We start from the raw sequence: 20,499 nt of genomic DNA, 5'->3' as shown, positions 1-20,499 counted from the left end.
CCTACCTCCACCGGGCCAACCGCCGCTCCACCAGCCCGTCAATCCGGTATGGACGGGCCACTGCGAAGGCCTCTACGAACTGCCGCACCAATGCCGCCACCTTAGCCGGGGACTCCTCGAGGCGGTACACCGGCAGGCCCATGCGTTCCTCGCGGATGACCGCCACGCGCCTGTCCACCACGAGATAATCCCCTCTCGTAAAGCCTAGCAATCTTGCCCCCGTGTTCGGCAGCAACGAGGCCCACGGGGTGTAAGAAGGGCCTGACTCCACCGTGTCCGCCCGCGTGAGGATGTACCCCCTGGCCCCCCGCTCCACCACCGCCACCCGGTACCCCTCGGCTACTGGGCGGTCGTCGAAGAGAGCCATCTCCAGCAGCACCTCGCTCCGCGCCGACGCTACTAACCGGCTCACCTCCGCTTCGGAGAGCGTGGTAGGCGTAGCAGGGGCCTGGGCCAGCCCTATCCCTGCAAAAAGTAGCACGCTAAGCAGCCGCACCGTCCACCTCCACGCCAAAGGTCGCTGCCCATCGCCGGGCCTCCGGGCCTACCACCAGCAGCAGCACCCAATGCCCTTCCCTGCGGTACAGGCGGTAGCCCAGACCCGGCAGATAGACCAGACAGTATTTCCGCTTGCCGTCCCACCGCACCACCGTGGCGTTCTCGAGCAGCTGCCAGAACAGTTCAACCCGCATGGCCGCCCTCCATCCGCTCCAGCGCCACCTCCACCCGCACCTTTCCTTCTTCCGAGGGGAAGTGTTTGGCGTACTCGCGCAAAACCGTCTCGGCCTCCTCCTGGCTCATCTCCACCACCCTGGCTCCGTCCTGCCTGTGGTTGCGGGCCCACTCCCGCACCCGGCACCAGCGCACCAGGGCTACCACAAAGCCTTTGTCCAGCGCCTCTAAGCCCTTGGAGGTGACGTTGATGGAAAGCTCGTTTTTTCCCCTGACCTCGATCCAGCCCTCCCGCACCCAGGCCGTCTCGGGTGGGGGGAAACCCTCGGGTAGCACAAAGCGAATCCCGGTGGTGGTTTTTTTGTGGTAGTAGCGCTGGAAGACCGGCAACAGGCTGGCAAGCTGGCGGATATAGCCCTCAAACGCCCGGGGGTCGCTGACCTCCCGCGCTCTGGACTGGGGCAGAGGTCTCGCTTCAGTGACCGGCAGCGGCCCAGCAGCCTGGGGAGCGGATGTCACTGCCGCCCCCGCAATAGGCTTGTGCCCCTCTGCTGGTCGCTGAACCCCGCTGGACGCAACCCCGGAAGAAGAAGCAGCAGGGGTTTTAGCCGCCACCTGCCGGGTCTTGCTGTAGAGGTGGTGCAGCGGGTGCTGGGGCTCCCACATCCCGCCCAGGTAGGTGCGTACCGGTGGCTTGCCGTCGAGGATTACCACCGTCTCGCCCTTCTTCACCTCCCGCATCTCCTCAGCGGAAAGCAAAAAGCGGGCCTCCTCGCGTTCCCCTTCGCCCTCGCTGCCCGAGAGAAAGCCGCTTTTAGAGGAGCTTCTGGAGTAGCCCACCACCGTCTCATACCCGAGCGTCCGGGCCAGCCACCGGCGGTCTTCCTCCGAGAGCCGCTCGAGCAGATACACCTGCTGCCCAAATGTCCCCTGGATGCTCTCCCACACGTCCCGCCCGTACACCGAGCGCCCGTTGGCGAGGTTCTGCACGCTCACATGGAAGGCGGCCCCCTTGCTTCGCATGGTCTTGAGGTTGTCCTCGATGCCGGGGAGCTTCCCAAACGCGGTGAACTCGTCGAGGTAGACCGAGGTCAGCGTCTTCAGCGTCCCCCCGTTCCGGGCAGCGGCGCGGTGGATTTCCCTGTCCATGATGCGCTTCACGAGCCACAGCAAAGCCGTGGCCTTGCCCCCCTCCAGGTGCTCCTGGGGGATGCCGATGTAAAGCAGGCTGGGTTCGCTAAAGAACTTCTCCCAGGGGATAGCCCCCTTTCCAGGCAGGCTCGAGGCGTCCAGGTGGTCGTTCTCAAACAGCGAGAGCTTCCCTGCCAGCCCCGCCACCACCCCGGCCAGGATGTCCTCGCGGGTCTGCAAGACTGCCCCGATCCGCTCCTTGAGGTGGGGCCGCACCTCGGCGTAGGCTTTGATCTCCTCCTTGCCCTGGCGCAACAGGTTGAGGATGTGGCGCAACGAGTAACGCCCTTCCTGGCCCTCAATCCAGACCAGCCCGGCCAGCAGCATCCGCTCGAGGTTGGCGTAAAACTCAGCCCCCCCGTCGGCCAGGCGTGGCACGATGATGTCCGCGATGTTGCTGGCCTCCTGGGGGTTCTCCGCCCCCTCCAGGAGGGCGATGCGGGCCGAACCCGCCACAAAGGGGGTGTAGCTGTACACGTTCCGCCCGAAGTAGCGGTAGTAGCGCACCGCCTCCATCAGCCCGCCCTCGTCGGGCCACTTTAGATCAAATACGACAGCGCTCCAGCCGTCCCTGGCATCCAGCAGGATGTTGGGCTGGAAATATCCGGTGGTCTTGCCCCCGCCGGGCTTGCCCACCACCAGCGTCCCGGTACGCCGCTCCATGTGGGGAACCCGCAAGGGCTTGCCCTCGAACAGGCCGTACCAGCCGCTACCCTTCTCGCCCAGGTAACCCGCCAGGTCTTTGGCGGTGGCCCAGCGCCCTTGACCAGGCAGCTTGCGCGGGCGGTGGGGGCGGATCAGGAAGGGCAGCATCCCCAAGACGAAACCCCCGGCCACCACCAGCCGCAGGGTGTCCAGGGGGAGGGCCTTCTGCCAAAGCTCGTTGAAGGCGTTGGAGCAGTTGCCCAGGAAATCCCCCGCACAGCGGAGGACGAGCTCGCTGGGGGTGGCTGCCTTGAGCGCTTTACCCCACCCCGCCCGCATCATCCCCTCGGCCACCTCTATAGCGGTCTGCCAGCCGATCCAGCCCACCGCCCCCAGCGTCCCAATCATTAGTAAGCCGCCTCCCAGGCGGAGCAGCTTCTGGGAGGTGGGCACCTCAAGCAGCGAACCCGGACGACGTACCGCGCTCATATCTTTTCGATCAACCTCCGGGTGGCCGCCTCCAGGGTGCCGTAGACACGCTCCACCATGACCCCATCTACCTCAAGCGCCCAGGTGCCGACTTCATACCCGGCCCTGCCGTGCTCGGCCCGCACCGCGCTCACCGCCCGTACCACACAGTCGCGGCCCTGGTAATAAAACCAGCGCCCCAGCAGTTCGTTGTTTTCGATCAAATCGGATGCGTTCATAGTTCCTCCTAATCACTTGATGGCCCCGGCAGACCGCGTGGATTCCCCGCCGCCGGTAGTTCACGTGGAGCAGGCCTCCACTCGCCCTCGATGATGTTGTCGTCCCCGTAGCTCCTCCCGCCGTAATAGGGCTGCATCGCGTAGGCCGGAGGGGGTAACTGGCCTGCGGGCATACGGAAGCTGGGCTCATCCCGCACCGTACTGGTCTTCGCGGTACTAGGCCCGCTATACACCCGCCCGCCCAGGGAGGACGCCCCTAGCATCTGGCGAACCCCTGTGGCAACGAACCCGCCAACAAAACTCATCGCCACCCGCTCCACGTTGAACAGCACGTAGGCGGCTGCGGCCATCCCTGCCAGCAGCAGGATGACGCCGAGCAGCCACGCCTGTACCGCTGTGGTGATCTGCTGCACCACCGCATTTGCCTGGATAGTGAAAGCCTTCAGGTTGTTGCCGAGGGTACACTTCACATCAAGCATTCCACAATCGCCTATCGCGTCTACCACCACTTCCAGGCCCGCCTCTTTCTGGGCCTCGATCCGCTCGAGGGCCTGCTCCACATAGGCGTTGACCTGGTTCACCGGGCGGTTGATCCCCATCTCGACCGCCGCTTTGAAGCCGATGGGCAGCAGCAACACGATGAGCAGTGCCCCTACCACCGCCGCGATCCACTTTCCAAACCAGTCCGCCGCCCCACCTTTGGGGAATATCAGCATGGCAACGGCCAGGGGGAACAAGGCCACCCCAATCTCCACCGTGAACGAGGCCACCACGATCAGGATGAAGAAGAAGAGCATGAAGGGAATCAGCAACAGGGTGGCCCAGTTGAGGTACTGCATGACCTTGCTGGCCCCTGCGCTTGTCCCCGAGGCCACCGTGCGGGTCGTGGCGTTCTTGGCTATGTTTTCAGCGGTTTTAGCGGTCATTATCTTAATCGCCCCTACCGCACCCATAAAGGGCACTACCCGCATAGCCAGCGCGTCCAGGCTGTCTCCGGCATCCGCCAGTGTATTGGCTGAGGCGTCCACCCCCCATTCCCGTGCAGCCGTCATGGCCCGATCCAGGGTGTTCCCCACGAACCCGCTACTCCACAGGGAAAGCAGCAAACCCACCACCGCCAGTCGGACAAAAGTGCCCTTGATGGCTTCCAGCCCGCCTCCTACGATGCCCTGCACGATGCCGTAGACGAAGCCCAGCATCACCAGGGCCAGGGCCAGCTTGGAGATGCCTACCTCCAGGCGGGTCACGTCGCGGCTGATGCTCTGCAACCAGCGGTTGATGTCGAAAAACGTCCTGAACAGATTTTCCTGCTGCGCGGTGTTGGCCGGTGGAATCTGCGGCTGGTCGGCCAGCCCCATCCCCGCCAGAAGCAGTAAAAGCAATACCAGAATCCGCAACATATTCTCCCCCTATGGACGGATGCACACCGTACTGCCGTCGTTGCCAGCCCCGAGCACCCCATCGGGACAGGCCACCGTGCGGGCCATCGCCGCCAGCATCCGCAGGTTGGCGGTCTGGCTTTCGGCCTCCTCCGCTATCTGGGCCATCGTGCGCTCCACCTCGCCCTGCCAGGCGTTTATCTCATCGCTTCTGCGCTGGAGTTCAACCTCTAACAGGTTGGAAATCTGCTGTATGGTGTAGGCCTGCTGCACCGCCGATTCGCGCATGGCCTGCACGATGTCCTGGGTGTTCCCCAGGTTTTGCCGCATTATTTTGGCCTGGGCATCTACCAACACCTCCAGCACCTCACGGGTAGAGTTGGCTTCCCGGGCCCGCCGTACCACCTGCTCCGCCTCGCCTTCCTGACCGGGCAGGGGATTGGTGACCTGTAGGGCCTTCTCCAGTTCCTCCTGGGTGCGCCCGGTGCTCGAGCGCTCCACCTGCTTCTCTGCGGCCCCCTTGATGGCCTCTACCCGCCCCTTCTGGAGCACGAGGCTCTCCCGCTGCTGGTTGCTGACCACCGAGGTCAGGATCAGGTTAGGGTTCAGCTTCAGCGCTTCCAAGGCCCACCACGACGGGCTGCCGTTGGGATAGGGGTTGTTGCGTAGGGCTTCCACCTGCTTTTCCCGCTGGCGGGTCATCCAGTTGCTGAGCTGGGCCACTGCCTTGCGGTAGTTGCGCCGGAAGGCCAGAAAGTCGCTCTCTAGCTGGTCGGCCTCGACGTTACCCTCAGCCAAGCCCAACTCCCCGCCTAAACCGTTGACCAGGTAGCTCACACCAGTGATGAACCCTTCCCGCTTAAGCATGTCGAAGTCTTGCCGAACCTCATCCCACATCCCCACTGCCCGATCCAGCGTGCGGTAAACCGTGCATACCCAGCGCACGCTCTCCAGGCTGAAGGTATTGATGGTGCGGCAGGCCGTACCTCCCCACTGCTGCACCTGCTGCCAGATGGCCTCAAGGTTCGCCGGGTTCTCCGAGGGGGGCTGGGCCGCGGGGTCTACCACCACGCTGAAAAACTGGCGTTTGGCTCCCACGTTGATGGTGGTTAACGAGGATGCTTTCGGCGCACTGGCCGCCGCTGTAAAGACAATCTCCACCGTGGTGTTTTTCTGTGGATCACTTACCGTAATAGCGTTGGGAGCGTACGTCACCCCTGTGGGCAGCCCGGTGATGTTGATGGGTAGAGTCCCGGTAAATCCGTCCGGCAGCACCGCTAACGTGCTTTTAACCGACTGGCCTGGCGCTAACGAGACCGGCACCGGGGACAGGCTGATGGTGTAGCTCTGGGCCAAACCCATCCCCAGAAGAAGAAACAGCGCAAATATCCGCCTCATTTCTCACCTCCATAGGCCAGCGCTCGCACCGCCCGCATCACATCCCCGCCGTAGCGCTTCACCATCTCACGTCGCTTCGCTACCTCGTCCTTGGTGGATGTAAACAGCCAGTAGTCCACGGGGCTGGGCCGTACCACGATGACCTCTCCCTCCCGGCCTTCCCCGGTGCGAATCCAGGCTAACGCCTCGGAGTAAACCCCCTTGACCCCGGTCAGACCCCCATGTACCGCGATGGCCCGGTCGGGCATCCCCAGCACCTCCCGCATCACGGCAAGCTCGGCCTCGCTGCGTGAGAGACGTAGCAAAAAGTGGAAGGTGGTGTTCTGCAACAGCGCCCTGGGCCCCTCCCCGGCGAAGTCGGCCAAGCTCTGGGTAATGCTCCAGATGCCCCCGCCCAGGAAGCGAAAGCGCCTGTACAGCTCCTCGATGAGGCGGCTGGCGTAGGGGCTCTGAAAGACCTTCCAGGCTTCATCGAGCACCACCAGCACCCGCCGTCCCTGGCCCTTTTTGGCCCGCTTCCACACCAGGTCGGCGATGAGCAGCGTGCCGATGATCTCCAGGTCGTCCTTGAGGCCCTCGAGCTCGTAGCACACCACCCGCGCCTGGGCCAGGGGTACGCTGGTAGGCCGGTCGAGGAACCTCCCCTTGGGGCTGTCGCCCACCCAGGACTGAAGCCTGAGCGCCAGCTTCCGCGCCACTTCCTTCTCCGAGGGTGAGGCCGGACGGCTGCCTATCTCGTCCAGCAGCACTAGGGTCTGCGCCAGGTCAGACAGACGGGCCCCCTGGTACACCTTCTTATAGCTACCGTCCGGCTGGGGCACGTCAGGGCTGGCTCGCTTGTAGGTCTGCTCGATGGCCGCCTCGAGGATGGCGTTCTCCACCGCCTCTTCGGTTTTGTCCTCGCCCGGTGGCAGCATCGCCCGCAAGAAGCGCAGCACGTCCTGAAGTTTCTCGGGGCTGGGCTCGGCCTCACCCTCCTCGAGGTCGAACATGTTGACCGAGGTCTCTCCACCAGGTCGTATGTCAATAAACGCTCCGCCAAACGCCTCCACCAGCGCCTCGTAGTTCCGCCCCCGGTCGAGGATCACCACGTCCACCTCGTCCCGGCGTAGCAAATCTGCGAGTACGTACTGAGTGAAAAAGGTCTTTCCCGATCCCGAACCGCCCGCCACGATGCCGTTCCAGTTGGCCGTGCGGGGTGTAAAGGGGTCGAGGTAGGTCAGCGAGCGGAAGCGGTTATGCAACAGCACCACCGGCTTGTCGTGCCCCTTCCAGGCCCCCGTGAGGGGCACTAGGTCGGCGGCGTTGGACTCCAAGAGGCTCACCACCTCGTCGCTGATCCCCCCGCTAAAAGGGGCGCGGCTCGTCCAGGGCTCGAAAAGGCCATTTTTGAGCTGTCGGAAGGGATTGCCGGGAATCTCCGAAAGTTTGCCCACCACCTGGTTGGCCCGCCGCTCCAGGGCCTCCCGCTCCCGCTCAATCAGAATGAGTGAAACGCCCACGCGATATACGTGGTCGCCGGTCTGTGAAATGTGGGCAATCGCCCCCTCAGTCTCCTGTTGTCCGATGATAACGTTAGGGTCTACATAGGTTTCGGTGTTGGCGCTGGCCGCATAGAAGCGCCGCGCCCGCGCTTTGAGGGCCTTCAGGGCCTTCTCGTAGGGCTCGTGGTAGAAATCCACCACCAGGTAGTATTCCCCCCCACCGGCTAAAGCCAGCACGTCCCCCATCTCGGTATAGGTCTCATCGGGGATGGTGTACAGGCTGAACATGCTCAGCCAGCGCCCGCCTACGTATAGCGCCTCCCGTATGCTGTTGTCCACCTCGCTCCGCAACAACTGCGCCCGCAAGGTGGGCGGCTTGAGCCCCGGCATTTTCTCCACCGCCGCCCGTGGGTAACGCTGCCAGGTGGGGCGGTAAGCGGGCACCCCCGAGAGACGCAAACCAGGGTTCAGGTAGCGGTAGGCCAGGCCAAAGACCGCCTGGGAGTCCATCTCCCGCACCTCCACCCCCCGCCCCCTGGCGATCATGCGGATGCGCTCCCGGATTTTGACCCCTTCTTTGATCAGCCCTTCCAGTTCTGCCTTCCCGAACGGCAATCGCTTGGGCCGCTTGCGTCCAAAGCTCACAGTGAGGAAGGCCCGCCGCTCCATGACCTCGCCCCGTTCCCACAGGGTGCGCCAGTGGCGATACCGTTCCTCTGCCAGTTCACGAGCTACCGGATGGCTGGGTGTGTAGGCCGTCCGGTATGCGTCCACCACCCCTTCCGGCGCGGGGGCCGCCTCCACATATAGCCGGGCTCGTGTGCCCTGAGGCACGCCGTTTCGCAGAACACTCCGCACCATGTAGAGCAGGCCCTCGAGGTCGCTCTGGCTGAGCAGCAGGGTGGGCTTGAGCAGCAGCTCCACCCCCACCTCGGCCCGCCCATCCTCAAGCACCATCAGCCCCTCATGTATCTCCCAATAAGCAAACTCCTCGGTAAGCGAGTGCTCCCGAGGGCGGTTGAGTATCGTTAGCCCGCTAGTCTCCGCCATTCTCCCTCAACAAAAGTGGAACCGTCTCTTTATCCTTCCCCGGCAAATAGCGGTCGCTCTGGGTCAGCCATAGCATCTCATGCAGCAGCGACGCACCTGGGTAACGTTCACGGAGTTTGTCCGCCGCCACCAACGCCAGATAGCCCGTTACTGCTCCGGCGAGCAGGCCCATCGCCGGGTGCATCCCCTCCATCAGCCGCAAACCGATCACGAAGCCCAGCCCGATAACAGGCAGTTGCCACACCTCCAGGCCGACAATCGTAATGGGTTGATAGAGACGGTACACCCGGCGACGCATACAACCTCTAGCAGGCTGTCCCGCTTATGAATATTTTTGCAAACGAGGGCGCAGCAGCCAGAATCACACCACCCACGGCTGCCCCGATCATGAGCGGAACGGCTTTTTTCCCACCAATCATCAGACTAATGCCACCGATGGCGAACATGATGATGACCAGGGCCAGCCCAAACGGGCCCTTCATGGCGTTGTAGATGTTGCAGATGGCGGTGGTCAGGTTGGTGAAGGCCGCATCCGCCTGGGCGTGGGCCACGCCACCCAGCCCCACCAGCGCCAACCCCATCAGCAACCCACGAATCTCCGGTAAACCCATGATCTTTTTAGCTAAAAGGCCGATTTTACTCATGCTGTCACCTCTACGATTTTTTGTTACCCATTACGGGTAATATGATACTACCATATGCGACTTGACCCAGAGATTAAACAACAGGTTGAGGCTGTCCTGAAAAGTCCAGTCCCTTCACCCACCGACCCTGAGTTTGATGAGCTGCTGCTGCGCCTACGCAAGGAGAATCCCGAACTGGCCGATCTTCTCGAGTCCGGCATCCTCTTTGACGACCTGCCCACCCCGGAGGAGGAGACCCAGCGGGCGGTGGCGCGGCGAAGCTGGCTACTCACCCTCAAGCACCGCCTGCTTGACCGCTACGACGAGCTCACCGGGGAGTGGGTGCCCTCCCGTCCCAAACAGATCGCGGTGGGGTTTGCCGGTCTGATAGCGGCCACTACCCTGTGGTTCATCCTCTCCACCCGCAATACAGAGCCCGCCAAAGGGGGCCTGCCTGTGCCGGTTCCAACCGCTACGACTACGACCGCACCTCAACCCGAACCGGCACCCCCTGCTTCAGCTAACTCAGAAGCAGCCGCTACTGGAGGGACAGCCGCAAGTACAAACGGTGAGACCGCCGCTGCCACAGGCCAGAGCCAGAGTCCACAAGATACGGGTGCAACTCCACCCCCTCCTAGTGGCTACTCTGAAGTGCCGCCCCCACCTTCAGGGTATCCAACCACCCCGCCGCCCTCGGGTTATTCGACCACAACTGGCGCTGCACAGACACCACCGCCCCAACCCATGACCCTGTACGTGGCGAACGCCGGAAGCGCGACTGCACAGGCTGCCGGCAGCGGTCAGCAGACCTCCAGCGATGCTACTGGCCCAACTCCACCGGCCCCGCTGACCATCGCTACGGCTACCACCACCCAGAGCCAGGGCGGGCCGCTGACCCTAACGAGGCCCCAGGCCCCCTCTGCACCCTCTTCTTCAGGGCGTCCCATTACCGGCTCTGTGGCTGAAGACGTGGCGGCAGCAATCCAGAACCAGCCGGTTTCCTCCAGCCGCTCTTCCGCTTCAGGCCCAACTGATGGGGCTCTGAGCCTCAAGAAGGAAACCCAGCCCACCTTCACGGTACGGGCAGTTGAGGGCCAGGGCGGAAAGGGCGGGAGCTTCTACCTGGTGGGCGGGCAGGCCCAGACCTCAACGCCCGCTTCTACACCCACACAACCACCTGCACCCGGCGCGGCGTTGCCAACCTTCCCCTCGGCTCCGGTAGCACCAGCAGCTACCGGCCCAGCGCCCGCGCCAGCGATGGCCTCTCCCTACCCCCTGGGCACCCGCCTCAAAGGGCGGCTGGGTATCGGGGTACTCATCGCCGAAGGTGTCCCCGGCCCGGTAGCAGTAGACGCTGAGGACGGCTCCACCTGGGTCGGTGAGGTTACGCTGGACGAGACCCGCCGCCTCAAAGGGAAGCTCACCAAGGCCATCAAGGACGGCAGGGAGTACACGGTCAGCGCCACCCTGCTGGACGCCGAGGGGACGCTGGGGGTGGCGGCCAGAGTGCGCGAGGAAGCGCCCTCCATCGCCGCTGACCTTATCCGGGGCAGCCTGCGCGGGGTGAGCGATTACGTCACTGCGGCCTCACAGGCCAAGAGCGTGACCGTGCTGCCGGGGGGCGGGGTGGCCCAGTCCTCGCAAACCCCGCCTTTGGAGCTATTCATGGCCGGAAGCCTGGCGAACCTGTTTGCCCTGCAACAGGACAAGAAAGCGGTGGTACGGGTGGCCCAGGCTGAGAAAGGAACGGAGGTGGTGATCCTTGTTGTCCCAAGCCAGGAACCTGCCACGAGGTGAGCGACAAGCAGTACTGGAGCGTATCCATGAAGCCCTGCGCTGTGATCTGGCCCTCTCCGAGGGCCAACTCATGCGCCATTACGGGATGGTTCCCTCGGAAAAGGAAGCCCACCGTGTGGGCATCTTCATCGTGCGGGCGGTGCTGAACCCCTCGCACCACGCCAACCGGCTGATGGAGGTGCGTTTCTACACCCCCTTTCTCTGGGTCAGCCGCCTGGGGCCGCCCCTGCTGCGGCATCTGGCCGGGGTGGGGGAGATGCGGCATATCCTGGGGGCCAGGCCCGAGGTGTGGCGTACCGATACCCACCGCATCCACTACCGCGAACAGCCCGATGCCTACTGGTACAGCAAGCTGGGCCCCATCGCCATCGAGTACGACGCGGGAAGCTACTCCCCGGCACTGCTCAAGCGCAAAGCCGAGACCTTCGCCCTGCGCTTCGTGGGGCAATACTGGGGGGCTCCCACCGAGAAGAAGGCAGAGCAGCTACGGGTAAAGCTGGCAGGGTTCGGGCTGGAGCCGCGTTTTGTGCTGGCCGCGCCCTGGTGGTAGCTTTCTTGCCCCTGCGGGACAGATGTAGATAGAAAACAGGGGCAAGATGCCCCCTATTTTGCCCGGAGTGCTTTCAGCTCTTCCTTCCCCCAGCCCTCAGCCTCCCGGCTGCGCTTTAGCAGGCTGTCGGGTAGCTGCGGCAGGCGTTCTTTGAGCGCGCTGAAGGCCCGCTCGAGGCTCGCCCGCCGCATTCCCAGGTCGAGGGCTACCCGGCTTCCGAACCGCCAGGCCGCCAGCCAGAAGGCCCAGGCGTTCTCCTGGGTGGGTTCTGCCCGGCAGAGCGGGCCACCCTCCGGGTCTCCGAGCAGCACGGCTTTGTCCGCCAGACCGAGCTGATCCAGATCGGCCCGCCACGCCTCCCACTTTTCCTCGGGGAGCCGCCGGGCCCGCCACAGGTAGAGCGGGGTGTCCGCCAGGTCGAACTGGCGGGCCACCTCCTCCCAGGAAACACCCGCCCGCACCGCTTCTTCCTGGAAGACACCCTCGATGACCAGGGCGTTTTCCTCCGTCTTCGCTCGTCCTTCCAGAACGCCCTGGGGCCGCTCGCCTTCATAGACGGGCAGCCGCACCGGCCTGGGGGTGAGCAGGCTCGCTTCCACGGTGGCCCGGTCGAGTTCCACCGTAAGACCTCGAGCCAACCACCCCTCGATCTGATCGCTGGTGAGGGTATTCGGAAACACCGCAACGCGCACTATGTTCCTCCTTTTTGGTAATATCTTACTGAGGGCTACCTGGTTCCTTTTCGGAAGGGTCAGGCAGGCGCTCAGTCTCAAGTCGAAAAGACGAGAGGCTGGGTTCGCGGCCTGCGCCTCTCGTCGGAAAGGAAACTATGGTTAAGGTTAGCACACTCAAAGGCTACGGTAAAGTCGAGATGGTGGTCAGGCGTATTGCAGAACGTGAAGGCTGGGAGATCATCCAGGTCAGGGGGGCACTGTTTGACGCCACCACCGCCGACCTCATGGAAGAACTCCCGTCCTACGTCGAGTGCGAGCAGGTTCGCCAGCACCTCCTCGAATCCGGGGATGAGGTACTCGTTCCCCTTCCTCGCGGCTGGTTGCTCGCTCGAGTGCGCTAAGACCCTAAGGCCCTCAGTCCTTTTTGCCTCTCAGAGACTATCCTTTTCTCTGAGGGGTTCCATTTTGCCCCCTTTCTTGCCCCCACTCACTCCTCGCCATCCTGCTCCAGGGGCAAGATTTCACGCACTGCCCTCACCTCCAATCCCCCCTCCCGCACCATCTGGTCAAACCGCTTGGGGTAGGGGTGGTAGACCCGCACCTCTTCTGCTGTCCCCAGCTTCTTGCGCTCATACCAGCCCATCCGCCGCAGGGTGTTCCTGAGGCTCCGGGTGCTGTACGCCCGCAGGCTGGCGATCACCATCAGCCGCTTTCCATTTCGGCTCATAAAGGCGATCCTTCCCCTGGGGTTTCGCTCCAAAAAGCGCCACCCTTCCCGCTCCGCGATGCGGATCGCCCGGCGCAAAAGCACCGCATCGGCCACTGCTGTAGCTCGGGGGCTGTAGAAGCGGGTCATCGCCAGCACCTCTACCCGCCCCTTGGGGCCCACCACCACCGCCTTGCCCAGGACAGTGGGGATGATGCCCAGGTAGCGGCGTCGCACCAGGTCATAAAACGTGGCCCTGGGCATCCGCACCAGGGCCTCCTCTACCAGCATCGGCCCTCTCAGATGAAGGCTGCGAATGAAACGCTGATACCGCTCCGCAAGACTCATCGCCCCTCAAGCTCAATCCGCGTCCCGGCCATCACCGAGCGCTTCAACACAAGCTGCCGCCCGCTGCCGATCTCCACCAGCCCCCACTCCAGCGCAATCTCCCCGGCCCGGGCCCCCTCCAGCGTGATGAGGCCCGAAAGGGCCTCACCGGGGTTGATCAGGGTCTTCAAGGGCTCTCGCTTGAGGCTGTAGGAGAGTCGGTTGCCCCCCTGGGTGACCACTAGCCTGCCGGGGTCTGCCGCAACAGTACGTGCTCCCCGGTTCTCCAGGGTGAAGAAGATGGTGATGGTGCCCTTTCCATCCGAGGGCACCTGGGCGGTGGTGGTAAAGCGCACCTGGTCGGGACTCACCGGAGTTGTTTGCGTTTGCGGAGCAGGACTGCTCGCCTGGGGCTGCGGGCTTGTGGTTGGGGTGCTGCTCACCGGCGGGACGTAGAAGGGAGTCGGGGTCTGGGTTCTGGCCCGGCTAAGCTCAATCACGTACCGCCGTGGCCCCACCCCCGGCCCGATCTTCAAGGTAAACAGCAGCGTGCGCCCCGCCACCTCCACCACCAGGTCGGTCTGCCCGGCCTTCTGGGTGGCCGAGATGAGGATGCGCGGCCCGGCGCTCTCCACCCGCAAAAGCTCACCCTTGGCCGAGGCCAGGGTGCTCACGGTGTCCCAGAAGTCCATCACCGTGGTAAAGCCCGGCGAGACCTCGATGAGCCCCGGCACCCGCACCAGGTCGTCGGCATAGTAGGTCTTGAGCACCGACTGCCCCAGGGCCATCGGTGCAACCAGCAGCATGAACAGCAGGGTTAGTTTTTTGTAATAACTTATTGCCTTCATACAGGCATTATATGACAATAACCCGTTGTCGAAAATGCTAGCGCACTCGGCTAGGGAGAGGGAAGTACATCCTGAAGGGTTTACTGCTCGACCAGAAGAGCCAGATTCCCCGGAAGAAGGAGGCCAGGCCAGTTGCCAAGATTAGCATCAGGAATGCGAAGAACGCCTGCTTCGGCCCCTTTGCCATTTCCCAGGCAAGGAACAGTTCTAGCCCCCCCACTGCTAGCAGCGTCCAGAACTTCCACGGGGAGAAGCTGCCAAAAAGCGCCATGAAACGTAGAACCAGCGCCCCCATGAAGGCGATATAGGCAGCGTCCACCCCGCCCGGCTTGGAGAACCCGGCCCCTGCAAACATCACCATCTCGAGCAGGAACACCAGCCGCCAGCCCAAGGCCCTCCAAACAACCTGCCCGAAGTGGGGCCTGGGCGGAGCCCCTGGCGGCACCAGCTCCACCACGAACGCGGGCGGGGCCTTCATGTGCCCTCCGATCACCTCCCCACCCTTCAGGCGGTACCGGCCCTTCTTGGGCGAGATGACGGGTGGTGGGGCCTGTCGGTTATACAACCACCCGGCCACCTGGTTCACCTCGTTGTCGTCGAGCGCGTGCTTACCCCCCAGGTACTCCTTGATGGCCCCCTCGTCCCGCAAGGCCAGAACACTGCCCACCCGCCCCTGGGGTTCCTTCAGGTTGGGGTTCAGCACCACCGGCAGGGCGGAGATCGCCCTCCCTGAGTCTTCCCAGACCCGCTTGGCCTCGGTATCAGCGATAAGGGGGAACTCCGCCACCACCAGTACCCCCGCTGGCCCCACATAGAAGGTGGCTGGCGTGTCGTCCAGAACAACCCGGCGCACGTGGTGCTCAGGCCTGGCCGTAGCAGACCGGGAAGGCCTGGTCGGGGCCGGATCGGGCTTGATCAGCAGCCGCACCACCTCTTTCACCTCGTCCGCTGACATAACCGCCTTGCCGTAGCAGGCTTTGCGCTCGAGGGCCTGTCCGTCTCGAACAGCCCGCACCCTGAGCCGGGAGAAACACGGGCGCAAGCGCTCTTCCAGCTCGAGGCGCACCTCCCTCCGCTTTCGCGCCTCTGCCGCCACCACCCACACCCCTGCCGGGCCTACCCAGAACTCATAGTCTTCCCCACGGGGCACAAGGCGGTAAACCGGGCCTGGAGCCTCCGGCGCGGTAGCGGCCATCCGGCGGTAGGCTGGGCCTGAATATGCCCGCGAGCCCAGCGCATACTCGAGCGCACCCACCGCCTTGCGTCCAGCCTGCTCGATCTGCTCCCGGGTAGGCATGGACATCCAGGCGGGCCGGTTGTGGATGACCCGGTTCCTCAGCCTCAAGAAGCTCTGCACCGCCCGCACCGCCTCCGGTGAAAGGCGGTGCTCCACCTGCACCAGCAGCTCGCCTGCACCCCTGGCCGGGCGGGTAGCCCCCAGGCGCTCGAGCAATTGCTCCACCTGGTGGCCGTACTCAACCGTAATGGCATAGAGTTCGCGCATGTTGCTACGTTTATTTAATGGTTGCCCTACCTAGAAAGGCAGGTCATCTTCCTCTTCTATGAACTCTGCATGAGCTTCTTCTGCTGCCCGATCCGCCGCCCAGAAAGCCTCGTCGAAAGTATCGTAGCTTCCTATCACCGTCTCCACCCCTTCCTCGTCCCGGTGTACCGCCTGGAAGGTGTGGATATTCGGCTGGCGCACGAACCACACCCCCTTGCCTCGGTACGACTGGAAGACCTCTCGCTCAAACATCCCGTTCATCTTGATAATCAATGTCTACCTCCTTATCGCTCACCCCACGCGGCTGTCCCAGCCGCCAGGTGTAACAGACCCTCGAGCCGCTATCCTGGCTCTCGAACTGTACCCGGCTTCTCAGCAACCGCTCCTCGAAACGGCTCTCCGCCACCAGCTCCCAGAGCGTGCGAAAACCCTCCTGCTCCCGCACCCGTACCTCGCGCCAAACCTCTCCACCGGCCTCCACGGGCCTCGAGAGGAAAAGCTCCCTGTCGTGGTGGGCCTGCACCACAATGGCTCCCGGCGGCATCCGTAACGAGAGAGGCACGATCTTAGCTCGAGGCCGGATCAGCATAAAGTTTCCTCGGAAGAGGAATAACCCTCTGGCGCTTTGGGGAAGGCTCGAGCCACCGGCTCCACCCGGTCGGGCCACACCCCGAGCAGCTCCACCGTCCTCGCCTGGGGCCAGCCCGCCTCAAACCGCTCCAGCAACCCCCTCAACCAGCTCTCAAGCGTCCATCTTGGCATCCCAGGAAACCGCGCATGGGCTTCCAGTTCAGCCTCGCTCGGCACCAGCAGCGCCCAGTACACCACCTCCCCATCCACGATCAGCCGTAGCCTCCGGCATCCCAACCGCTGCACCTTCCTGGCAATGGCGGGCACCGCTCCTAATAACGCACCCCAAGGACTCCCCATACCTACCCCCAAATTAGTCCCAACATTCCCAACAGCCGGGTTCCCTAACCTCATCTTTCCCGTCCTGGACACACGTTTTCATTATCCCCCCAAACTCCCAACACTTGTGAAGGGAATCACAGCAAAAGCAGTTTGCCTCGTTTTGAACGGCATTTCTGCCCGTTGGGACAAAATTGCCGTTTTGACCCCTCCAAAAGCCGCTTTTCCCAACGCTTATTGTGCTGTCCTGCACACAAGAAACGCAATTTGTTGGGACTGTTGGGAGTCCTAGCAATAGGGGGCTCATATATCAGACCTGTACCTCATAGCCCGCTTCTTCCGAGGGACTGTTGGGAGAAAAATTACTCCCAACAGGCTGATTTTTCCCAACGGGTTTTTCCTCGTCAGGGACGTTGTTATTCGCCGTGTTGGGACTGTTGGGACTGTTAGCGAGGATACCCCCTGGGATGTGCAACACGTCGCGGGTCACGCCCTGTATCCGCACCCCCACCCCATAGCGCACCCGGCCACCCCGCTCCTGCGAGCGGATCAGGCCGCGCTCGCCCAATCGCTTCCACAGGGTGCGGGGCGTGGGCAGGGGCTCCCCGCTCTCCATCGCTAGGCGGTTGAGGGCGGCGTAGGCGGTGGTGGGCTCGAGGTAAATCCCCTGCTCGTCCACCCATCCCACCTGCGGCCCTTGTGGAGCCCACACGTTTGCGGTGGGCTGCCACAACCAGCCCCACCGCTCGGCGTCCAGTGGGGGCTCCTCGGCGTATAGCCGGTTGCCCAGGTGGGCCCGGCGGCTGCTGAACAGCCCCAACAACAGCGGGATGAACCGCTGGGTCGGGTCAGCGTCCTGCTGGTAGCCCGCCTGCATCCCGGCCACGGCCTGCAACACCCCGGTTATCTCGCTCTCCAGGGCGGCAGCCTGGGCCTCATCTATGAGACCGATCTCCGTCCAGTACGCCCGCACCACCTCCCACACCGCATGAAGCCGGGCCACCGCATCGGTGGTGCGCCCGTGCTCGGCAGGGTAAGCGGAACGACGCTCGGCAGCGCGTAGCCGCACCTGTTTGCGTACCCCCTCCAGCCGCCCCGCCAGCCAGCGCACCCAGGCGCTCAAGGCCAGGGACAGGCGATGCACCTCCCGCTGCATCCGGCTGAGCGCCTCAAGATTTACTTCTCCGGGGATCAGTTCCAGCACCAAACAGCGTGCCCTGACGCTGTGGCCTGGGGGTAAATCCTCCCCGGTGATGAGCAGGCTGCCCCTGGGGGCCCGCTCCGGCTGCATGGTGCCATCGGAGCGCATCCGGGCCCGCCCCACCCCGTTGCCCTGGTTGCGGAGGATTCGCGAGGCCTTGGCCTGCAACTCTTTCTGCTTGCCCTCATGCCCGGTAGGGGCGTAGTCGTCCACCAGCAAGAGCGCGTCCTTGGCTGCAAACGCCAAGGCTTCCAGCGCGTTGGCCGTCCCCTCCCAGTTGGTGGGCGGGTGGGGCTGGGTGTGCCCCCACAAGGCCTGCACCAGCATGGAGACGCTAGTCTTCCGGGCCCCGGTGTGTCCGGCCAGGTAGAGGCTACCCATCGGGTGCTCAATCACCGCACCCAGGGCATACAGCAGCAGCGGCCAGGTAACCCGACGGGGGGCCACCTCGAGCAGACCCACCAGGGTTTGCAGGGCCGCAAGCTCCGCCTTCCCCTCAGGGGGCTGGGGCAGGGCAAAGCCCGCGAGCTCCGGGGGCAGGTCAACCTCGAGGCCCCCCACGCTCCCGCCCGGCCCTATCCCGCCACCGGCGTGCAGATAGACCCACTCCGTCCCCCTCCGTATCCAGCCGGTATGGGCGTAGACCGTGGTCTGCTCTGGATCGCTCAAGTGCTGGATGGCCGCCCGCAGGTGGTCGCGGTTGCTCTGGCCGGGGGCCACGATAGCTCGGGCTCCCCACTCCCGGATGGGCCAGTTCATGGCCGCAAACTCACTCGAGCGCACCCGCAACCGTGGGAGGGGGCCGTCCGCGCCCTGGCCCTCAATCTCAAACAGCAGCTCGTCCTGTACCCCGTCCGTGCGCCGCACCTCGCGGCGGATGAGGCAGGCGAAGTTACACAGAGCCACATAGCGCACGGTCTGGTGCTCCCCCCGGCCCTCCAGCCGGGCCATCTCGATGCGGGCTTGCCGCACGCGGTAGCGGGGGTAGCCCGGCAGGATTTCCTCACTGGTCAGTTCTTGATATATTGTTTGTTGCAAGGAGAACCTCCTTTTTTTCATCCCACCTGGCGGGGTGGGGTGATTTTTTTAGCCCATCAGCTCCATCAGCCGCTCGGCCAGGGCAGGCTGCCCCCACCGTGCGGCGTACTCACAGGCGTCCATACCACCTCCAAGCGACGCTAAGACAAAAATCGCAACTTCCTGCTGAACCCGGCTCTCCTCACACCAGCGCCGCACGGCGTTGCGTCCACCCTCATCCTCATCGGCGTAGAGGTAGACCCGCCGCCCTTTGAGGTAGTTCCAGGGTACAGCCCCCTCCACCCCAGGCAGGCCCACCAGGTCGGCCTGTCCTTTGAGAGCAAACCAGCTCGTGATGGCGTTGAGTTCGCCTTCCATGACGATAACGGGTCGCTCAGGCCGCTGGGCGAAACCAGGAGAGAACCAGGCCGGTGCACCCCGGCCTGGGGTGAGGTAGCGGTAACGGAAGTCCTGGGGATTTTTGAGCCGGGCCTTGATGGCCTGCACCTCGCCCGTGGGCCCCAAAATGGGAATCACCAGGTCACCCTGGCGGCTCGTCCCCAACCCCACCCGCCGGGCCTGCTCGAGGGTGATCCCCCGCCCCTCTATGGCCGCCTCGTCGAGGCGCTGCTGGGCTGCTGCCAGGGCCCGCTGCTCACGCGAGGTCAGGCCCACGGAAGGGGAAGGCGCTATGGATACACTTCGCTGGCGGAAGCGTGGGGCCTCTGGCGGGGACACTTCGGCCCTGCTTTTGATGATTTCTGCTGCCGTCTCCTTGCTCATCCCCGACTTGAGCAGCAGGTGGAAGGCGTTGCCGCTCTCCCCGGTGGCATGGTCCTTCCAGAACCAGACCCCCCGAGCCCTGAACAAAGAAAGCGAGGGGTGGGTATCCCCTCGCCACACCGCCCGGCAGACTCCTGCCTTGCCTGGCCTGGCCCCGGCCTCCGGCCACAACTCGGCCACCAGTGCGGGCAGATCAATGGTCTCGATGCAGCGCGTCAGGGTGTCCTTCACTCTCCACCTCCTCCAGCTCGTGGACGAGCACCTCCAGGCTTTCTCCGCGCCAGACCTGCACCTCGAGCCAGGCCAGCCCCACAGACACCAGGAGCCGCCCGCCCATTTCCATGCCCAAAGCCTGACAGGCAAAGCGGGCCCTGCAGGCCATCTCCAGCACCTCCTGGAGTGCGTCAGGGAGCAGGGACAGCGGGTGCAGCATCATCCCCATCCCTTCCAGATCGAAGGCGATCTCCGGAAGAGGTCGGGTGTCCGGGAGCCGTGACCGCATCTCCTGGGCAGAGCGCAGCAGCTCTGCGATTCTGCCCGCCGGGAGGCTCACCGCCAGGCGCTTGTGGCGGGGTGTCAGCAAGAACAAATCTCTCTCCAACAAATCTCTCTCCATTTGCATCACGTCGTGGTGCGCCCTGCGCACCCTGGTCATCTACTGACGCTAGCACGATTTCCAGCGCTCGCCGGACGAATGATGAGAAATCTTCGTTTTCGCTGTACTGACGCACTAATCGGACACGTCGTGGTCTAGGTGGCACTCGAACCCCTCCGCGATCTGTAACAGCAGCCTCTCCTCGCTAACGCCCAGCCGCGACGCCAGCACCCTCGCCAGCTTGCGGCTGCAAACCAGCGAGGGCCGCCGTATCCTGCCCTGCTCGTACTTGGTCAGTAGCGACAAGGTGATACCAGCTCCCATTGCCAGCGACTCCTGGCTCAAACCAGCACGCAGCCGCAGCCGACGGATGATGTTGGGTTGGCCCATGCCAGCATGGTAACATATTACTAACCTGCTAGCAATATATTACATGTAA

Annotated in this window: 23 protein-coding genes; 3 read left to right on the top strand and 20 right to left on the bottom strand. The window is 63.8% G+C overall.

The window, feature by feature from the left end:
* Position 1 precedes the first annotated feature (1 nt).
* From WKI89_RS05170 to WKI89_RS05130, 9 genes are all read right to left on the bottom strand, one after another.
* Positions 2–496, bottom strand: a complete 495-nt coding sequence (locus WKI89_RS05170) for a hypothetical protein (RefSeq protein WP_337868146.1) — start codon at positions 494–496, stop codon at positions 2–4.
* A complete protein-coding gene (locus WKI89_RS05165; RefSeq protein WP_337868145.1) occupies positions 483–692 on the bottom strand; it encodes a hypothetical protein in 210 nt (69 codons plus the stop codon). Before WKI89_RS05165 ends, WKI89_RS05170 begins: the two co-directional genes overlap by 14 nt.
* Entirely contained in the window at positions 682–2,997 is a 2,316-nt protein-coding gene (locus tag WKI89_RS05160) for a type IV secretory system conjugative DNA transfer family protein (RefSeq protein WP_337868144.1), read from the bottom strand. The genes WKI89_RS05165 and WKI89_RS05160 overlap by 11 nt, the downstream gene beginning before the upstream one ends.
* Positions 2,994–3,215, bottom strand: a complete 222-nt coding sequence (locus tag WKI89_RS05155; RefSeq protein ID WP_119358815.1) for a hypothetical protein — start codon at positions 3,213–3,215, stop codon at positions 2,994–2,996. The genes WKI89_RS05160 and WKI89_RS05155 overlap by 4 nt, the downstream gene beginning before the upstream one ends.
* Before the next feature lie 8 nt (positions 3,216–3,223).
* Positions 3,224–4,615, bottom strand: coding sequence for a hypothetical protein (locus WKI89_RS05150; RefSeq protein WP_337868143.1), 1,392 nt, complete (start codon positions 4,613–4,615; stop codon positions 3,224–3,226).
* A 9-nt stretch (positions 4,616–4,624) separates the two neighbouring features.
* A complete protein-coding gene (locus WKI89_RS05145; RefSeq protein WP_337868142.1) occupies positions 4,625–5,992 on the bottom strand; it encodes a hypothetical protein in 1,368 nt (455 codons plus the stop codon).
* The gene (locus tag WKI89_RS05140; protein WP_337868141.1) at positions 5,989–8,433 is read right to left on the bottom strand and encodes a TraC family protein; all 2,445 of its coding nucleotides are present in this window, start codon (positions 8,431–8,433) and stop codon (positions 5,989–5,991) included. Before WKI89_RS05140 ends, WKI89_RS05145 begins: the two co-directional genes overlap by 4 nt.
* 79 nt (positions 8,434–8,512) lie before the next feature.
* Positions 8,513–8,824, bottom strand: a complete 312-nt coding sequence (locus WKI89_RS05135) for a hypothetical protein (protein WP_337868140.1) — start codon at positions 8,822–8,824, stop codon at positions 8,513–8,515.
* A 7-nt stretch (positions 8,825–8,831) separates the two neighbouring features.
* Positions 8,832–9,170, bottom strand: coding sequence for a TrbC/VirB2 family protein (locus WKI89_RS05130; protein ID WP_337868139.1), 339 nt, complete (start codon positions 9,168–9,170; stop codon positions 8,832–8,834).
* Between the two features lie 54 nt (positions 9,171–9,224).
* Here WKI89_RS05130 and WKI89_RS05125 point away from each other — a divergent pair, with 54 nt between their 5' ends.
* Both WKI89_RS05125 and WKI89_RS05120 read left to right on the top strand, forming a co-directional pair.
* Entirely contained in the window at positions 9,225–10,946 is a 1,722-nt protein-coding gene (locus WKI89_RS05125; protein WP_337868138.1) for a hypothetical protein, read from the top strand.
* Positions 10,915–11,496: a hypothetical protein gene (locus WKI89_RS05120; RefSeq protein WP_337868137.1), complete on the top strand. Its 582-nt coding sequence runs from the start codon at positions 10,915–10,917 to the stop codon at positions 11,494–11,496. The genes WKI89_RS05125 and WKI89_RS05120 overlap by 32 nt, the downstream gene beginning before the upstream one ends.
* 53 nt (positions 11,497–11,549) lie before the next feature.
* Here the strand turns inward: WKI89_RS05120 and WKI89_RS05115 are convergent, their stop codons facing one another.
* On the bottom strand, positions 11,550–12,188 hold the full coding sequence (locus tag WKI89_RS05115; protein ID WP_119358807.1) for a hypothetical protein: 639 nt from the start codon (positions 12,186–12,188) through the stop codon (positions 11,550–11,552).
* 137 nt (positions 12,189–12,325) lie between these two features.
* Here WKI89_RS05115 and WKI89_RS05110 point away from each other — a divergent pair, with 137 nt between their 5' ends.
* Positions 12,326–12,571 carry a hypothetical protein gene (locus tag WKI89_RS05110; RefSeq protein ID WP_119358806.1) on the top strand — a complete coding sequence of 82 codons (246 nt, stop codon included), beginning with the start codon at positions 12,326–12,328 and terminating at the stop codon, positions 12,569–12,571.
* Between the two features lie 86 nt (positions 12,572–12,657).
* On the opposite strand, the gene WKI89_RS05105 is transcribed toward WKI89_RS05110, so the two are convergent.
* The 10 genes from WKI89_RS05105 to WKI89_RS05060 all read right to left on the bottom strand — a co-directional run bounded on the left by WKI89_RS05105 (position 12,658) and on the right by WKI89_RS05060 (position 20,450).
* Positions 12,658–13,224, bottom strand: coding sequence for a hypothetical protein (locus tag WKI89_RS05105; protein WP_337868136.1), 567 nt, complete (start codon positions 13,222–13,224; stop codon positions 12,658–12,660).
* Positions 13,221–14,051, bottom strand: a complete 831-nt coding sequence (locus tag WKI89_RS05100; protein ID WP_337868135.1) for a hypothetical protein — start codon at positions 14,049–14,051, stop codon at positions 13,221–13,223. The genes WKI89_RS05105 and WKI89_RS05100 overlap by 4 nt, the downstream gene beginning before the upstream one ends.
* A 37-nt stretch (positions 14,052–14,088) precedes the next feature.
* Positions 14,089–15,555, bottom strand: a complete 1,467-nt coding sequence (locus WKI89_RS05095) for a hypothetical protein (protein WP_337868134.1) — start codon at positions 15,553–15,555, stop codon at positions 14,089–14,091.
* A gap of 30 nt (positions 15,556–15,585) precedes the next feature.
* Positions 15,586–15,816, bottom strand: a complete 231-nt coding sequence (locus WKI89_RS05090; RefSeq protein WP_245958784.1) for a hypothetical protein — start codon at positions 15,814–15,816, stop codon at positions 15,586–15,588.
* The gene (locus tag WKI89_RS05085) at positions 15,800–16,117 is read right to left on the bottom strand and encodes a hypothetical protein (protein WP_245958783.1); all 318 of its coding nucleotides are present in this window, start codon (positions 16,115–16,117) and stop codon (positions 15,800–15,802) included. Before WKI89_RS05085 ends, WKI89_RS05090 begins: the two co-directional genes overlap by 17 nt.
* A gap of 20 nt (positions 16,118–16,137) precedes the next feature.
* Positions 16,138–16,485, bottom strand: coding sequence for a hypothetical protein (locus tag WKI89_RS05080; protein WP_337868133.1), 348 nt, complete (start codon positions 16,483–16,485; stop codon positions 16,138–16,140).
* A gap of 289 nt (positions 16,486–16,774) precedes the next feature.
* Positions 16,775–18,703, bottom strand: a complete 1,929-nt coding sequence (locus WKI89_RS05075; protein ID WP_337868132.1) for a DUF927 domain-containing protein — start codon at positions 18,701–18,703, stop codon at positions 16,775–16,777.
* Positions 18,704–18,751: 48 nt separating this feature from the next.
* The gene (locus tag WKI89_RS05070; protein WP_337868131.1) at positions 18,752–19,696 is read right to left on the bottom strand and encodes a hypothetical protein; all 945 of its coding nucleotides are present in this window, start codon (positions 19,694–19,696) and stop codon (positions 18,752–18,754) included.
* A complete protein-coding gene (locus WKI89_RS05065) occupies positions 19,659–20,120 on the bottom strand; it encodes a hypothetical protein (protein WP_337868130.1) in 462 nt (153 codons plus the stop codon). The genes WKI89_RS05070 and WKI89_RS05065 overlap by 38 nt, the downstream gene beginning before the upstream one ends.
* A 75-nt stretch (positions 20,121–20,195) precedes the next feature.
* Positions 20,196–20,450, bottom strand: a complete 255-nt coding sequence (locus WKI89_RS05060) for a helix-turn-helix transcriptional regulator (protein WP_337868129.1) — start codon at positions 20,448–20,450, stop codon at positions 20,196–20,198.
* Positions 20,451–20,499 lie beyond the last annotated feature (49 nt).

The sequence above is a fragment of the Meiothermus sp. genome, from assembly GCF_037443965.1.
Lineage (GTDB): Bacteria > Deinococcota > Deinococci > Deinococcales > Thermaceae > Meiothermus.
The sequence above is the reverse complement of the archived record's forward strand: the minus strand, read 5'-3'. Positions and strand labels throughout refer to the sequence as shown.

Excerpts from the sequence above, each read along its gene's own strand:
- WKI89_RS05140 (WP_337868141.1), bottom strand. The coding sequence starts at position 8,433 with ATGGTGCTTGAGGATGGGCGGGCCGAGGTGGGGGTGGAGCTGCTGCTC.
- WKI89_RS05100 (WP_337868135.1), bottom strand. The coding sequence starts at position 14,051 with ATGAAGGCAATAAGTTATTACAAAAAACTAACCCTGCTGTTCATGCTG.
- WKI89_RS05160 (WP_337868144.1), bottom strand. The coding sequence starts at position 2,997 with ATGAGCGCGGTACGTCGTCCGGGTTCGCTGCTTGAGGTGCCCACCTCC.
- WKI89_RS05090 (WP_245958784.1), bottom strand. The coding sequence starts at position 15,816 with ATGAACGGGATGTTTGAGCGAGAGGTCTTCCAGTCGTACCGAGGCAAG.
- WKI89_RS05145 (WP_337868142.1), bottom strand. The coding sequence starts at position 5,992 with ATGAGGCGGATATTTGCGCTGTTTCTTCTTCTGGGGATGGGTTTGGCC.
- WKI89_RS05155 (WP_119358815.1), bottom strand. The coding sequence starts at position 3,215 with ATGAACGCATCCGATTTGATCGAAAACAACGAACTGCTGGGGCGCTGG.
- WKI89_RS05150 (WP_337868143.1), bottom strand. The coding sequence starts at position 4,615 with ATGTTGCGGATTCTGGTATTGCTTTTACTGCTTCTGGCGGGGATGGGG.
- WKI89_RS05080 (WP_337868133.1), bottom strand. The coding sequence starts at position 16,485 with ATGGGGAGTCCTTGGGGTGCGTTATTAGGAGCGGTGCCCGCCATTGCC.
- WKI89_RS05105 (WP_337868136.1), bottom strand. The coding sequence starts at position 13,224 with ATGAGTCTTGCGGAGCGGTATCAGCGTTTCATTCGCAGCCTTCATCTG.
- WKI89_RS05130 (WP_337868139.1), bottom strand. The coding sequence starts at position 9,170 with ATGAGTAAAATCGGCCTTTTAGCTAAAAAGATCATGGGTTTACCGGAG.
- WKI89_RS05065 (WP_337868130.1), bottom strand. The coding sequence starts at position 20,120 with ATGACCAGGGTGCGCAGGGCGCACCACGACGTGATGCAAATGGAGAGA.
- WKI89_RS05135 (WP_337868140.1), bottom strand. The coding sequence starts at position 8,824 with ATGCGTCGCCGGGTGTACCGTCTCTATCAACCCATTACGATTGTCGGC.
- WKI89_RS05125 (WP_337868138.1), top strand. The coding sequence starts at position 9,225 with ATGCGACTTGACCCAGAGATTAAACAACAGGTTGAGGCTGTCCTGAAA.
- WKI89_RS05110 (WP_119358806.1), top strand. The coding sequence starts at position 12,326 with ATGGTTAAGGTTAGCACACTCAAAGGCTACGGTAAAGTCGAGATGGTG.
- WKI89_RS05095 (WP_337868134.1), bottom strand. The coding sequence starts at position 15,555 with ATGCGCGAACTCTATGCCATTACGGTTGAGTACGGCCACCAGGTGGAG.
- WKI89_RS05060 (WP_337868129.1), bottom strand. The coding sequence starts at position 20,450 with ATGGGCCAACCCAACATCATCCGTCGGCTGCGGCTGCGTGCTGGTTTG.
- WKI89_RS05165 (WP_337868145.1), bottom strand. The coding sequence starts at position 692 with ATGCGGGTTGAACTGTTCTGGCAGCTGCTCGAGAACGCCACGGTGGTG.